This window comes from Photobacterium sp. DNB23_23_1, from assembly GCF_052873815.1.
Genome location: NZ_JBNNXT010000034.1, coordinates 25,149 through 37,653 on the forward strand (window position 1 = coordinate 25,149; position 12,505 = coordinate 37,653).

At 48.3% G+C, this 12,505-nt stretch carries 14 protein-coding genes; 10 read left to right on the forward strand and 4 right to left on the reverse strand.

Annotation, left to right across the window (positions count from 1 at the left end):
- The first annotated feature begins 32 nt into the window (after window positions 1–32).
- The 5 genes from alr to ACVA53_RS18515 all read left to right on the forward strand — a co-directional run bounded on the left by alr (window position 33) and on the right by ACVA53_RS18515 (window position 4,957).
- Window positions 33–1,112 (forward strand): alanine racemase, encoded by a 1,080-nt coding sequence (gene alr / locus ACVA53_RS18495; protein ID WP_446505890.1) that lies wholly within the window; start codon window positions 33–35, stop codon window positions 1,110–1,112.
- A gap of 24 nt (window positions 1,113–1,136) precedes the next feature.
- Complete coding sequence (locus tag ACVA53_RS18500) at window positions 1,137–2,387, forward strand: BamA/TamA family outer membrane protein (protein ID WP_446505891.1); 1,251 nt, start codon at window positions 1,137–1,139, stop codon at window positions 2,385–2,387.
- Window positions 2,388–2,573: 186 nt separating this feature from the next.
- Window positions 2,574–3,329 (forward strand): hypothetical protein, encoded by a 756-nt coding sequence (locus tag ACVA53_RS18505; protein ID WP_255044250.1) that lies wholly within the window; start codon window positions 2,574–2,576, stop codon window positions 3,327–3,329.
- Window positions 3,326–4,216 carry a hypothetical protein gene (locus tag ACVA53_RS18510; RefSeq protein WP_446505892.1) on the forward strand — a complete coding sequence of 297 codons (891 nt, stop codon included), beginning with the start codon at window positions 3,326–3,328 and terminating at the stop codon, window positions 4,214–4,216. Before ACVA53_RS18505 ends, ACVA53_RS18510 begins: the two co-directional genes overlap by 4 nt.
- Window positions 4,217–4,270: 54 nt before the next feature.
- Entirely contained in the window at window positions 4,271–4,957 is a 687-nt protein-coding gene (locus tag ACVA53_RS18515) for a hypothetical protein (RefSeq protein ID WP_255044252.1), read from the forward strand.
- A gap of 39 nt (window positions 4,958–4,996) precedes the next feature.
- Here the strand turns inward: ACVA53_RS18515 and ACVA53_RS18520 are convergent, their stop codons facing one another.
- Window positions 4,997–5,416 carry a secondary thiamine-phosphate synthase enzyme YjbQ gene (locus ACVA53_RS18520; protein WP_446505893.1) on the reverse strand — a complete coding sequence of 140 codons (420 nt, stop codon included), beginning with the start codon at window positions 5,414–5,416 and terminating at the stop codon, window positions 4,997–4,999.
- Window positions 5,417–5,708: 292 nt separating this feature from the next.
- On the opposite strand from ACVA53_RS18520, the gene pgi reads away from it, so the two are divergent.
- Window positions 5,709–7,361 carry a glucose-6-phosphate isomerase gene (gene pgi / locus ACVA53_RS18525; protein ID WP_255044254.1) on the forward strand — a complete coding sequence of 551 codons (1,653 nt, stop codon included), beginning with the start codon at window positions 5,709–5,711 and terminating at the stop codon, window positions 7,359–7,361.
- 75 nt (window positions 7,362–7,436) lie between these two features.
- Here pgi and ACVA53_RS18530 read toward each other — a convergent pair whose 3' ends face one another.
- The 3 genes from ACVA53_RS18530 to zur form a co-directional block, all read right to left on the reverse strand.
- A complete protein-coding gene (locus ACVA53_RS18530; RefSeq protein ID WP_255044255.1) occupies window positions 7,437–7,646 on the reverse strand; it encodes a cold-shock protein in 210 nt (69 codons plus the stop codon).
- Window positions 7,647–7,916: 270 nt separating this feature from the next.
- A complete protein-coding gene (locus ACVA53_RS18535) occupies window positions 7,917–8,381 on the reverse strand; it encodes a chemotaxis protein CheX (protein WP_255044256.1) in 465 nt (154 codons plus the stop codon).
- 37 nt (window positions 8,382–8,418) lie between these two features.
- Window positions 8,419–8,862, reverse strand: a complete 444-nt coding sequence (zur, locus tag ACVA53_RS18540) for a zinc uptake transcriptional repressor Zur (RefSeq protein WP_039466471.1) — start codon at window positions 8,860–8,862, stop codon at window positions 8,419–8,421.
- 970 nt (window positions 8,863–9,832) lie between these two features.
- Between zur and dusA the strand changes: the two genes are divergently transcribed.
- From dusA to ACVA53_RS18560, 4 genes are all read left to right on the forward strand, one after another.
- A complete protein-coding gene (gene dusA, locus ACVA53_RS18545) occupies window positions 9,833–10,852 on the forward strand; it encodes a tRNA dihydrouridine(20/20a) synthase DusA (protein ID WP_255044264.1) in 1,020 nt (339 codons plus the stop codon).
- Window positions 10,853–11,010: 158 nt separating this feature from the next.
- Window positions 11,011–11,301, forward strand: a complete 291-nt coding sequence (gene pspG / locus ACVA53_RS18550) for an envelope stress response protein PspG (protein ID WP_446505907.1) — start codon at window positions 11,011–11,013, stop codon at window positions 11,299–11,301.
- A 147-nt stretch (window positions 11,302–11,448) separates the two neighbouring features.
- Complete coding sequence (locus ACVA53_RS18555; protein ID WP_446505894.1) at window positions 11,449–12,093, forward strand: TIGR04219 family outer membrane beta-barrel protein; 645 nt, start codon at window positions 11,449–11,451, stop codon at window positions 12,091–12,093.
- A gap of 116 nt (window positions 12,094–12,209) precedes the next feature.
- Complete coding sequence (locus tag ACVA53_RS18560) at window positions 12,210–12,443, forward strand: thymidylate kinase (RefSeq protein WP_255044259.1); 234 nt, start codon at window positions 12,210–12,212, stop codon at window positions 12,441–12,443.
- The last annotated feature ends 62 nt before the right edge of the window (window positions 12,444–12,505 follow it).

A 12,505-nucleotide genomic window follows, 5' to 3' on the forward strand; every position in this document is an offset into this window, starting at 1 on the left:
GTTTGCCGGGGCATTTATAAGTAGGAACAAAGATGAAAGCGGCAACAGCGTATATTCGTACCGAGGCATTGACTCACAACCTGCAGAAAATCCGCAGCCGGGCACCAGACAGTAAGATCCTAGCGGTGGTGAAAGCAAATGGCTACGGCCATGGGTTGGAGCATGTCGCCAAAAGCCTGCCCGACGTTGATGGCTTTGGTGTTGCCCGTATTGAAGAAGCCCTGACCCTGCGTGCAGCGGGGGTCGTCAAGCCAGTGCTGTTGCTGGAAGGTTTTTATGCCCCATCGGATCTCCCGGTACTGGTAACCAACAATATCCATACTGTTGTCCATTCTATTGAACAGCTCGAAGCGTTAGAGCAAGCCGAGCTTGATAGTACGGTGGTTGTGTGGTTGAAAATCGATACTGGCATGCATCGACTAGGTGTTCGCCCTGAGCAATATACCGATTTTGTCGAGCGGCTTCATGCTTGTGATAATGTTGCCAAGCCGCTGCGCTATATGAGCCATTTCGGCTGTGCCGATGAGCTTGCGAGCGAAGTGACACCGCGTCAGATTGATGCCTTTATGTCCTTGACTGATGGTTGCCGAGGGGAACGTTCATTAGCGGCCTCGGCGGGTATATTGGAATGGCCTGATAGCCACCTTGAGTGGATTCGCCCTGGGATCATTATGTATGGTGTTTCTCCGTTTGCCGAAACAGGCCGTGGTGCGGACTCATACGGTTTGAAGCCTGTCATGACGTTGACCTCCAGCTTGATTGCGGTACGTGATGTCAAGCAAGGTGAATCAGTGGGCTACGGCGGGATCTGGACCAGCGAGCGTGATACTAAGGTAGGGGTGATAGCGATCGGCTATGGTGATGGCTATCCGCGTACCGCACCCAATGGCACGCCGGTACTGGTCAATGGGCGTGTTGTCCCGATGGCGGGGAGGGTGTCGATGGATATGTTGACGGTCGATCTTGGCCCCGATAGCACCGACAAGGTGGGCGATGAAGCGATCTTGTGGGGCGAGGGCTTGCCAGCAGAAGTTGTTGCTGGCCATATTGGAACTATTGCTTATGAGCTGGTGACTAAGCTAACATCAAGAGTGTCAATGTCTTACCTTTAATCGACATAAGAATAGCCCATTATCATGACCAAAATTTTTAAAGCCGCAGCAATGGTTGCGGCTTTTTCATGCTCAACGACAACCTTGGCCGACAGTTGGCCTTCATGGACGCCTGATACGGCTTTTGTTCCCTTTGCATTCTCGACCGACGCCATGGGGTTGTCTGTCGGTATGGCCGGCCTGCTCAAGGGGGCAGGCCAGCCACAAGCGGCCTTGCTCGGGGCTGGGGTATACAGTGAAAAAGGGACCTGGCTGACCTATTTGGGGGCGAGTAATTATATTCTCAGCCAAGACAGCCGTTGGTTGTTTGGAGCTGAATTGTTTGATGCTAGCTACAAGCAGTTTGACTACTACTTGGGTGAATCCTCGGGTAATGATTCCAGTGCAGATGACAAGGTAATGGCTGATGCCAAGGAGTTCCAGTACCGGCTGTCGATGCGCTATGTCCTGCCTCTGGGGGCAGGGGAAAGTCAGGGGATCCGTGCAGCCCTGATACCTGCACGCAAGCTCACGGGCCATACGCCCTGGAATAGTGGTGTGAGTTCCGTCGAGTTCCGGCCGTTTTACCAAGGACGGGAATTTGATGACTTGCCGACATCGCAAGTTGAACCTGCTGAATTTACCGAGGTCGAGAAGGTGTGGGGGTTGGAAACCCGGTTTGATTGGGATAACCGCAACAACACCCGTAACCCGACGGAGGGGAGTCAAAGCCAGCTCTCGGTGACCGTCGATCCCGGCAGCAGTGAGCGTCCTAGCTGGTGGAAATGGGAGTTTGAACAGAGTTGGTTCTGGTCCTTCGGAAACCTGGGCGAGTTGTTCGATCAGCAGGTACTGGCATTCAATATATATACGGCTGATACCCCAAGCTGGAATAGCACCGAGCAGATCAATGGCAGCGAAGAGTTCCGCCGACCACCGGCCTATGCAGGAAACCGTCTGGGCGGCTTGTATCGGCTTAGGAGCTTTTCTGGAGGCCGCTTTGTTGATCGCTCAGCGCTTAGCTACAGCATGGAATACCGGGTGATGCCCGACTGGCAACCACTGGAAGAGTGGCCGGTATTCGAATGGTATGACGTGCCTTGGTGGCAGTGGGTGGCCTTTGTCGATGTGGGCCGGGTAGCTGATGAGTATGATCTGGCTGAACTCCATAGTGATATGAAATGGAGTGTTGGCGGTGCGGTGCGCTTCCAGGTTGAAGGGATCGTCGTACGGACTGAAATGGCCTGGGGCAGTGAGGACAGTTTGTTCCGGGTGATGATCAACCAGCCTTTTTAGTGTTGGCCTGATAGCGAGCCCGTTGTGCTGCTTGTGTCGCACAAGGCAATAGCGGGCGGTTTACGGGCTCGGTGCCTGTCTGGTCAAGAAATAATCTGCGCTATACTTGTTCGTACCACCGTCTGTGTTTGTTACAATATGTCCTCTGTCTCGCCGTTATCCATAAATTCTCTGGTATAGATACTCATGTCATCGAAATATCTCGAAAAGGCCTGGAGCCAAAAAACCGTTAACCTTGAAGATAAGCTGCTGCTGGTTGCCCTGGCAGAGCTATCGGACAGGGATGGTGCCTTCATCACTAGCATGTCCCAACTTAAAGAGATGATGTGTGCCTCAGAGAGTATGATTGACAACCTGATCGCCAAGCTGTCGATGGAGCAGCTGATCATTGGGGTCAACAAGGCATCGGCAAGCTATCGTACCAGCGGCAAAATCAATGGGCGCTTGAACATCGATACTTATGTGGAGCATCGCGCGGTTGAGCACAGCGCGCCGCAAGGTAACGCGGGCTATGCCCAGCCCCATGCCCGTCAAGATGTGTATAGCAATGCCAAACGGGTATCTAGTTTCCATCGCTCTCAAGTTACTCCGGTGAATAAGACGATTTCAGGTAAAGCGATCAATATTCTCGAACTCTCCCCGAATGTGATTGAGCCTTGGGCCGAAGCCGTGATGTTTAAGAGTGGTTATGGCAACCAAACTCAGGTTTGGGCATCGTTTATCGAACGTATCAAGGAAACGCCAAGCAAACACCTCTATTCGCTTGATGAGCTAAGAAGTCGCCTTCACTCCCATCTTCATAGCGAAAAAAGTTACAAGCAGGGCTATAACCGCTCAGCCTCTAGGCCTCAGGCTGTGAAACGTGGCGCCATTGATATCTTGGAAGAAAAGATTGCTAACTTTAACTTTAAGAGTGACGACGAAGGGGATGATTTACTATGAGTTCGCCAAAGAACATCAGTGAAACGCACGCCGAGTATTGGAACCGAATTAAAAGCGAGCTTAAAGCCCCCAAGCAATCAGGCAAAAGTGAGACGTCAGCGCTTTCTGCTCCGGTTCCCGCTCAGAGAGAGAGAGAGCCGGCGGCACCTGCGGTCAGGGCAACGGCACCTGTCCCACAACCGGATGATACCGGGGCGATAAGCTTTTCAGCTGAGGGCCAAGCGGTCTCGGGATTTTCCCCGAAAACTCAGGTGATGTTGGATAAGTACACCGGAACCAGCCAAAAGAAAATCATGCAGTTTTGGTATGATATGAACATGAATTTCGGGCAGAGCAAGGTGCGCCAGGAGTTCGGTGATGAGCCGGGTGAAAGGCTGATGCAGTTTGCCGCCTCGCTGGATCGTAATAGCTATCGCCGGCTCAAAGACAATCTGGATGAGCGCTTGAAGAAAGGCCAAGAATGGCCCCCGTCTTTTGCGGTTTTCAAAGCACTGAAAGATACCCCGACCGATCGTGAGATCCTCGAAGCCCGGACCAATATACTGACGCTGAAAAAACCGGTTAGCCGGGTTGAAATCTATATCAGCAAGCGTAAATCGGCCAAGCTCAGAACGCTATCTGAAAAATATATCGCGGAAGAATTTCGTACGCTTTACCTCGAGGCGTTTGAGGAAGTGGAAATTTATGACCGTGACATCAAGTTAGACGAAAGAGAGTCGGCAATCAGCGAAGTCACCAATAACATCCCCAAATCAGAGACGGATAAAGATATTGATGACCGAATCGCACATGGCTACAAACTGCCGGGTAAGCTAGGGGAAACTTTCGACAGGATCCAATCCCTGAGGTCGAGTAACAGTCATGTGGTTATCGACGAGATTGACTAACCTTATGCCATACTCGCAAGATAGCGCTGTTTTGTTTTTATAAGGTTTGGGTTGATGCAAGAATTCACGGTGCTAGAGCGTAAAGAGGCCTATTTCCTGTGCAGAAAAGGGACAGGCCACTGCCGTATCATTATTGATGAAAATAGCCAGACTCTGCCTTTAGGCACCTTCATGCTGCATGCCGAAGAGATATCAGACCGCTATACCCACCACGCCAACGATAGCGTGTTCCGGTTGCTGATGCCTTTTGAGCAGCAGGGGAATATCGACATTTGTACCCTGGCCACGGGACGAAAGAACCGCTTTGTATACAAGCGTTGTTTACAGCTTGGCGGCAAATGGGAGCCAGTACTCAATGAATGGGTCTTCTCGGCGGCGATTAAACATGAAGTCGACAAATTAGCCGAGCAGCTCAATTCCGAACTGTTTTATATCGAAGCGACCTTCAATGAAACAATTAAGCTAACAACAGAGCCACTGACCCTGTTTGGCTACCCCTTGGTTAAATCCGTTGGTAACAACGGCAAGGTGTTTTTCAATTATGGGGTGAAGCTGACTGCCGGCGAGATTGTGTGTATGCCAGCAGACACGCTGCAAACCATTATTTTGGCAGATTCGAAGGTGCAGCTATTTGTGCCAAAGGCGATCCTCGAGCTTCCGCAGTTTCATGAAGACTTCCTCTGTATCGTTGATATCGAGAAGAAGCGCAAACCTCGCAAGAAACCTACTTTTCCATGGTGACACCGAGTAACCTCCGTTCTTTGGGTCGCCAGCTAGGCATTATTCTCCTTGCAGGGTGATCACGACTCGCCGGCTACCGCCCTGATTACGGTGTTCACCGAGGTAAATTCCTTGCCAGGTTCCTAATGCCAGCCGGCCATGGCTTATCGGTATACTGACACTGGCCCCAAGCGTTGAGGCCTTGATATGGGCCGGCATGTCATCATCGCCTTCATAGGTGTGTTGGTAGTATGGAGCGCGTTCGGGAGCAGCTTGGTTGAAGTGCGCCTCCATATCGCTGCGTACCGTCGGATCGGCATTTTCATTGAGGGTTAGGCTGGCCGAGGTGTGCTGAATAAAGAGGTGAGCCAGGCCGATATTGATCTGAGCCAGCGCCGGAATATGTTGTTCAATTTCATCGGTTATAAGGTGGAAGCCACGGGCTCTTGGGCGAAGCTGGATTGTTTTTTGGTACCACATAGTTATTATCCTTACTGATACTAGAGCAAGATATGCCGCATAGATTAAATACATGGCGGTTTTTGCCCCTGCAACTTACTCTCGAATTTCGTGACCTGACGCAATGAAGGTAAGTATCTCTTCACGTCATAATCATTCATAAGTTGTAAAATTACAAAAATTTAGCTGGCCTGATAAGTTGAGCTACACTAGGGTCAACATAACGAATAACATTTACTAAAATCGGGGGTCCATTACTTGGATAATGCTGACAAGATTAATGGATTAACAATTAAAAATCAGGAATTTCATCATGTTGAAAAACATCAATCCGACCCATACTGATGCGTGGAAAGCGCTGACTGCACACTTCGAAGACGCACAGGACCTTCAGCTCAGCGAGCTTTTTGCAAGTGACAGCGAGCGTTTCAATAAGTTTTCGGCCAACTTTGGCGATGACATCCTACTGGATTACTCCAAGAACCTGATCACTGAAGAGACCATGGGTAAGCTATTTGCCCTGGCTGAGCAGACAGAAGTAAAAGCTGCGATTGCTGATTTGTTTAGCGGTGAGAAGATCAACCAAACAGAAGGTCGCGCGGTATTGCACTCGGCGCTGCGTAACCGCAGCAACACGCCAGTTTTGGTTGACGGTGAAGACGTAATGCCAAACGTCAATGCAGTACTGGAAAAGATGAAAGCCTTCACTGCACGTATTGTTGACGGTGAATGGAAAGGTTATACCGGTAAAGAGATCACCGATGTAGTCAATATCGGTATCGGTGGGTCGGATCTCGGTCCATATATGGTGACCGAAGCGCTGGCACCATACAAAACCCGTCTTAACATGCACTTCGTATCGAACGTTGACGGTACTCATATTGCTGAGACGCTAAAAGATCTTAACCCTGAAACGACACTGTTCTTGATCGCTTCTAAGACTTTCACCACTCAGGAAACGATGACTAATGCGCACTCTGCACGTGATTGGTTCCTAGCGACAGCGGGTGATCAGGCTCACGTCGCCAAGCACTTCGCGGCGCTATCAACTAACGCTCAGTCAGTATCTGAGTTCGGTATCGATACCGATAACATGTTCGAGTTCTGGGACTGGGTTGGTGGTCGTTACTCACTATGTTCAGCGATTGGCCTATCTATCAGCCTGTCTATTGGTTTTGACAACTTCGCAGAGTTGCTTGGCGGTGCCCATGCGATGGATCAGCACTTCGCCCAAACGCCGCTTGAGCAAAATCTACCAGTGATCCTTGCACTGATCGGTATTTGGTACAACAATTTCCATGGCGCTGAGTCTGAGGCTATTTTGCCGTATGATCAGTACCTGCACCGCTTTGCGGCGTATTTCCAACAGGGTAACATGGAGTCAAACGGCAAGTGCGTTGACCGCGGCGGTAACCCGATTGATTACCAAACAGGCCCAATCATCTGGGGTGAGCCAGGAACTAATGGTCAGCATGCATTCTACCAGTTGATCCACCAAGGGACTAAACTGATCCCTTGTGACTTCATTGCCCCGGCAATCAGCCATAACCCGCTTAGCGATCACCATCCTAAATTGATGGCGAACTTCTTTGCCCAGACCGAAGCGCTAGCATTTGGTAAGACCAAAGAGCAAGTTGAAGCTGAGTTCCTCGCTGCTGGTAAAACTCAGGAAGAAGTCGCTGAGCTAGTACCATTTAAGGTATTCGACGGAAACCGCCCAACTAACTCTATCCTTGTTAAGCAAGTGACTCCTGAGGTATTGGGCTCTCTGATTGCTCTTTACGAGCACAAGATCTTCACCCAGGGCGTAATCTGGAACATTTTCACGTTTGATCAGTGGGGGGTTGAGCTTGGTAAGCAGCTAGCAAACCAGATCCTACCTGAACTAGGTGGTGAAGAAGCGGTGGCGAGCCACGATAGCTCAACCAACGGTTTGATCAACGCATTCAAACAATGGCGCCAGTAAGGGCAATGGATTGCTGAGGTAATAAAAAACGCCGCTTATAGCGGCGTTTTTTTTATCAAAAGTTGGTTGGCGGCATTAAGACAGAGCAACAACTTCGCTAGCTTGCGGACCTTTCTGACCATCTGTCACGATAAACTCAACACTTTGACCTTCCTGCAGGCTGCGGCGGCCCTGAGCCTGAATCGCACTGAAGTGGACGAATACATCTTTGCCATCAGCACCAGAGATGAAGCCAAAGCCCTTTTCATCGTTGAACCATTTAACGGTTCCAGTCAGTTTGTTCATGTTACGTTCTTTCCTTTGAATGAGGGTATTTCCTTGCTTAGTCCCTACGGGTAAGCAAAATGACGCGCAGGGGACATCAAACCATAAGTGTCTTGATGCCTATCCAGCATATCGAGTCTAGATCGAATATATGACAGTTGGTAGTTTTTTGTTCGATATTTGTGGCAACTTCACATAAAAATCAAAGTGATAAGTTTGATGATACGTAGCAGGAAAGGCTTTCAGCCAGCGAGGCTGGCTGAAAATCAAAGGGGAGTCTAATGGCGGGGGTTAGCCATCAAAGCATATTTCGATAAAAGCTTTACCGTATTCGGAATCAAACGGCATGATGATGATGGCGCTATCACACTTGTGAGTGATAGTGTGGCCACGGCCTGAGACGACGGCAGGTGTTGCCATATCGAACTCGTAACCCTTCTCGGCCAAAATGCGTTTTGCACCGCCGGTCACCATGTTGGTGATTTCACCGACCATATCAGTGACTTCTTCGTTAATACTGTGTGGGCGTTCGCCCAGCATTCTCTGCATGATCTCCAATGCCAGGCCTTCATCAAAGGTGATCGACATCGAACCTTTGGTCTTCGGTCCGACCATACCAATCAAGCCTGAGACATCGCCTCTGGCAACTTCATCTTTTTTCAGCCGGGGTTTCTGAGGAGCCAGCTCCATTGACGCCATTGTTTTGAGAACATTCAACAGTGACGCTAAGAAAGGGTTTACGAATTCTGCGCGCATAATTTAATAACGACGATCTCTGTCTGAATAAAATAACTTACTTGTTTTTACAATGCTGGCAAACACCATGGCTTTCAACGACATGGTTAGTGACCTCAAAGCCTCGCTGCTCCGCGCGTTGGCGAAGGAGCTTGGCAAGCTCTTCGTCGTGGCACTCTTCGACGTTACCGCACTGGCTACAGATAAGAAGCTGGGAACAATGATCAGCGTGGCCCAGCAAGCAACAGGCAATATAACTATTGGTTGATTCGACTTTGTGGACAAAGCCTTGGGCAAGAAGAAAGTCCAGCGCTCGGTAAACCGTCGGCGGCTTGGCTTGTGGTTCGCTTTCGCGCAGCAAATCTAAGAGTTCATAAGCACTGATGGAACTGTGATGTTCAATGATCAGAGCCAGAACTTTCAGTCTTTGAGGTGTCAGTCTTACTCCTCGTTGCTCACAGAGCTGCTGGGCGGTTGCCAGCAACTGACCTTTATTTGCCATATAACCTCAAAATACAAGCGATAAGCTTTATATATTACCACACTCATACTTAAAGTGACCTTTGTTATGGCGTTTCCGTTAATCACGCCAGAAAAGATCAGCTGGTGGTTGTGTTTTTAGCCCAGCTCAAAGCCTTTTGTATGCGCGTTCAGTATTTCGCCTTTATTTCAGCTAAAAGGTGCGCTTGATTGTGGTTCTAGTGCTTTCTTGCGGTAAGGCATTGTTCAGTAAGGGTTTGTTTTGGTGTTCAGCTTTTGGGGCTTTTTTCTGGCTAAGGTGATCTAGCTATTTGTCTGTTGGTGGTAAATAACTATTTTGATTAAAATCAGTGTCTTATGTTAATTTGGTTTGGCTGGTGAAATCAATTAGAACATGATGTTATTTTTACTCTAATTAATTAGTCTATTATGATCTTTTTAATGTAAGTTTTAAGCCTATTATGATCCTTTTAATAGAAGCTTTGAGTCTATCATGATCTTTTTACTGGTTTTCATGACGGGAGTATTTCGTCAATACGCCGCACAGCTATGAGGGTAAATTTCAGCTAAAAGCTGTTCTGGTGTTTGTTTTTTATGTCAGATAAGGATTTTATGTGTATCTTTTCAATTGCTTATTGAGTGTGTTCAGCTTTTTAAGGGGTTTTTATATACCAGTGTTCTAATTACTATTTAAGCTGTACGTGATAACGTGTTGTGTTTTTATGTGTATGTTCTTATTGGTTTTATATTAATTATTTAAAATGGGTGCTATGTTCTATATGCTCATCTGAAGTGTTGGGGTTTACAGTAGCTGTTGCCTAGTCTTTATAGGTCATGGCGATGTGATTTGGGATAGAGGCAGTAATAGGGTAGAATCCGCCTCCTCGCAGCGTTGTGAGATCCATGGCATGGGAGGATCCTTCCCAAAGCGCCTTGAACGAGAGATTTAGCGGTCGATAATGAGGTTTCCGATGACAGATACTGCTGTTGTAATGAATGAACAGTCTAATGATGAGCAACCACAGTTGGGTCAATACCCAGACTGTCGTTTATCTATTGCGCCAATGCTCGATTGGACTGACCGTCATTGCCGTTATTTCCATCGTTTGATCAGTGAGCGTACTCAGCTGTATACCGAAATGGTGACCACGGGTGCCATTATTTACGGCAAGGGTGACTACCTGGCCTACAACGAAGAAGAGCACCCGCTGGTATTGCAGCTGGGTGGCTCAAACCCGGTAGATCTCGCTAAGTGTGCCAAGTTGGCCGCTGAGCGCGGCTATGACGAGATTAACCTTAACGTTGGTTGTCCTTCTGATCGCGTGCAAAATGGCCGTTTCGGTGCATGCCTAATGGGTGAGGCTGACTTGGTAGCACAGTGTGTTTCTGCAATGCGCGAAGTGGCGGATATTCCGGTGTCGGTCAAGACCCGAATTGGTATTGATGATCAGGATTCATATGAATTTCTGACCAATTTTATTCGCACTGTCAGCGAAAAAAGCGGTTGTGAAGACTTTACTATCCATGCTCGAAAAGCTTGGCTGAGTGGCTTGAGCCCGAAGGAAAACCGCGAGATCCCACCTCTGGATTACCCGCGTGTATATCAGCTTAAGAAAGACTTTCCGCACCTGACCATGGGGATCAATGGTGGTGTGAAGACCATGGAAGAGATTGAAGCACACCTTCAGCACATGGATGGAGTTATGGTTGGCCGCGAAGCCTACCAAAACCCTTATTTGCTGGCTGAGGTTGATCAACGCTTGTACGGCTCTGATAAGCCGGTGAAAAAGCGCCGTGAAATTGTGGAGGCTATGTTCCCGTATATTGAACGTGAGCTGGCTAAAGGTGCTTACCTGAACCACATTAGCCGCCATATGCTGGGTTTGTTCCAGGGTTTGCCTGGTGCGCGCCAATGGCGTCGTCATATCAGTGAAAATGCCCATAAACCAGGCTCTGGTATTGAGGTATTGCAGCAGGCGATGGCGAAGATCCCAGCTCATCTAGACGTGTAAAGCCGTGGAATAATAATGGCTAATTAAGCCAAATAGTTGGCGAAAAATACCAAGCTTATCAAGAAGAGGCCCTCTACTCAGTAGTGGGCCTTTTTTAATTATTTGATTTTTTTGTATTTAGTTGGTTTGGTAAACTTGGTCTGGTTTGTGCAGTGTCTATGTCATACAAGGCGTATGATGTTGCCAAAGAGCTTATTGGATATAAGGGGGAGCGCGCGATGATTGAGTTTCTATTTTTGCTGGTGTTTGCTGTGGTGTTGGTCTGTACCGGCGTGAGTATCCTGGGTATGGCGTTGGCGGTTGCCGCAGGCTTTGTTGTCATGGCGGTCGCAGGCATGATTGGGGTGATGTTTAAACTGCTGCCTTGGTTGCTGTTGATTGTTGTCGGGGTATGGTTTTATCGTGAGCATAAGGCCGAGCAAACGCACAGAAAGCGATATTACCGCTGATAGTGGCTGGGAATTAGGCCACAAAAAGAATGTAAAATTTTGAAAAGAAAATAGATGTTTGACATTACAGGTGAGGCTTTATTAACCAGCATCTGATATAGTCTGGCCGTTTTTTATCTAAATACTAATAAAGAGCGGAGACTCGAAATGAAAAAATTAGCGCTTTCTGCGGTAGCCGCTGCAGTCGTGCTGTCTGCGGCAGTACCTGCCCAAGCAGCAACGCTTTTTGGGGTAAAAGCCGGTGCCGATGCTTGGTTCACCGATGCCAAAGTTAATGATAGCCGTAGCCAGTCTGACAGCAATACCTCGGGCTCTTACTATGTGGCATTTGAGCACTTCGTTCCATTGGTGCCAAACTTCCGCTTGCGCTACACCGATGTCGACAACGGTAATGTTTCATTCGGTCAAACGGATTATACCGCATACTACGAAATCCTGGATAACAACGCAGTGGCGTTCGATATCGGTGTAACCATGAGCAAGTTCAACTCGGGCAAGTTCAATGATGAGAGCTTCAGCGAATGGCAGCCAAATATCTACGGTAATGTTGAGCTGGGTATCCCAATGACACCTGTATCACTGTTCGGTGATCTTAATTTCGGTAACTATGACAGTACTAGCACCGTAGACGGCCAGGCCGGCGTGAAGTGGACCATTCCATTGGTAGCAGCAGATTTGAATCTGCGCGCGGGCTACCGTGTGATGGACTATGATTTTGACTTCATCAAGGGGTCTAACGGTGGTGAATTCTTCGCTGATGGTTGGTTCCTAGGTGCAGAGTTCGATATCTAAGCGGCTCAATTAGCACATCTATTCCAAAGCCACGAGAAATCGTGGCTTTTTTGTTGCCTATTTTCTCGTTTTTGTACCATTTTTATAAAAGGTGTAACTGGAAGGGGCAGAGGCTTATGACGTTAACAGAATTGCAGAACCTCTATACCAATAGCGATATAGTGGAAGCCGTAATCGAACCCTCCATTCAGGCGAATGGATGGATTGTCGAGTTTCGCCATCGCCGGGGCGGCTTTGTCCCTCTTACCGATGGGTCTGGTAGTGAAAAGTGCTATCACGATATTGATACGGCCACCGAGCGGGCATTTGAGGTCGGCTTTCACCAAGTGAGGATAGCCGATACTTTTTGAATACAAAGAAAAACTGCAGCATGAGTTGCAGTTTTTTTACCTTCCACCCTTACAAATCGTTA

Bases quoted from the DNA above. Each gene is read 5' to 3' on its own strand.
- alr (WP_446505890.1), top strand. From the start codon at position 33: ATGAAAGCGGCAACAGCGTATATTCGTACCGAGGCATTGACTCACAAC.
- ACVA53_RS18500 (WP_446505891.1), top strand. From the start codon at position 1,137: ATGACCAAAATTTTTAAAGCCGCAGCAATGGTTGCGGCTTTTTCATGC.
- ACVA53_RS18505 (WP_255044250.1), top strand. From the start codon at position 2,574: ATGTCATCGAAATATCTCGAAAAGGCCTGGAGCCAAAAAACCGTTAAC.
- ACVA53_RS18510 (WP_446505892.1), top strand. From the start codon at position 3,326: ATGAGTTCGCCAAAGAACATCAGTGAAACGCACGCCGAGTATTGGAAC.
- ACVA53_RS18515 (WP_255044252.1), top strand. From the start codon at position 4,271: ATGCAAGAATTCACGGTGCTAGAGCGTAAAGAGGCCTATTTCCTGTGC.
- ACVA53_RS18520 (WP_446505893.1), bottom strand. From the start codon at position 5,416: ATGTGGTACCAAAAAACAATCCAGCTTCGCCCAAGAGCCCGTGGCTTC.
- pgi (WP_255044254.1), top strand. From the start codon at position 5,709: ATGTTGAAAAACATCAATCCGACCCATACTGATGCGTGGAAAGCGCTG.
- ACVA53_RS18530 (WP_255044255.1), bottom strand. From the start codon at position 7,646: ATGAACAAACTGACTGGAACCGTTAAATGGTTCAACGATGAAAAGGGC.
- ACVA53_RS18535 (WP_255044256.1), bottom strand. From the start codon at position 8,381: ATGCGCGCAGAATTCGTAAACCCTTTCTTAGCGTCACTGTTGAATGTT.
- zur (WP_039466471.1), bottom strand. From the start codon at position 8,862: ATGGCAAATAAAGGTCAGTTGCTGGCAACCGCCCAGCAGCTCTGTGAG.
- dusA (WP_255044264.1), top strand. From the start codon at position 9,833: ATGAATGAACAGTCTAATGATGAGCAACCACAGTTGGGTCAATACCCA.
- pspG (WP_446505907.1), top strand. From the start codon at position 11,011: ATGTCATACAAGGCGTATGATGTTGCCAAAGAGCTTATTGGATATAAG.
- ACVA53_RS18555 (WP_446505894.1), top strand. From the start codon at position 11,449: ATGAAAAAATTAGCGCTTTCTGCGGTAGCCGCTGCAGTCGTGCTGTCT.
- ACVA53_RS18560 (WP_255044259.1), top strand. From the start codon at position 12,210: ATGACGTTAACAGAATTGCAGAACCTCTATACCAATAGCGATATAGTG.